This window comes from Massilia frigida (genome assembly GCF_011682175.1).
Lineage (GTDB): Bacteria > Pseudomonadota > Gammaproteobacteria > Burkholderiales > Burkholderiaceae_D > Telluria_A > Telluria_A frigida.
In genome coordinates, this window is record NZ_WHJG01000245.1 from 1 (window position 1) to 246 (window position 246).

General features: G+C 45.5%; 1 tRNA gene. It reads right to left on the reverse strand.

The features are described from left to right. Positions 1-139: 139 nt before the first annotated feature. A tRNA-Ala gene (locus F2P44_RS34825) sits at positions 140-215 on the reverse strand. Positions 216-246 lie beyond the last annotated feature (31 nt).

A 246-nucleotide genomic window follows, 5' to 3' on the forward strand; every position in this document is an offset into this window, starting at 1 on the left:
GTCTGTCGACGATTCGATTAAAACTTTACTTCTTCCAGATTGTTAAAGAACGAAACAGCTTTTAATCTCTGAAAGATCAAACCTAAACCCAGGCGCCGATTGCGCTGACTTACGTTTGTACTTTCAAAGTTAAGTAGAGTGGTGGAGGATGACGGGATCGAACCGACGACCCCCTGCTTGCAAAGCAGGTGCTCTCCCAGCTGAGCTAATCCCCCGGTCTTGTGTGGCTTTTACTCTAAAAATCAT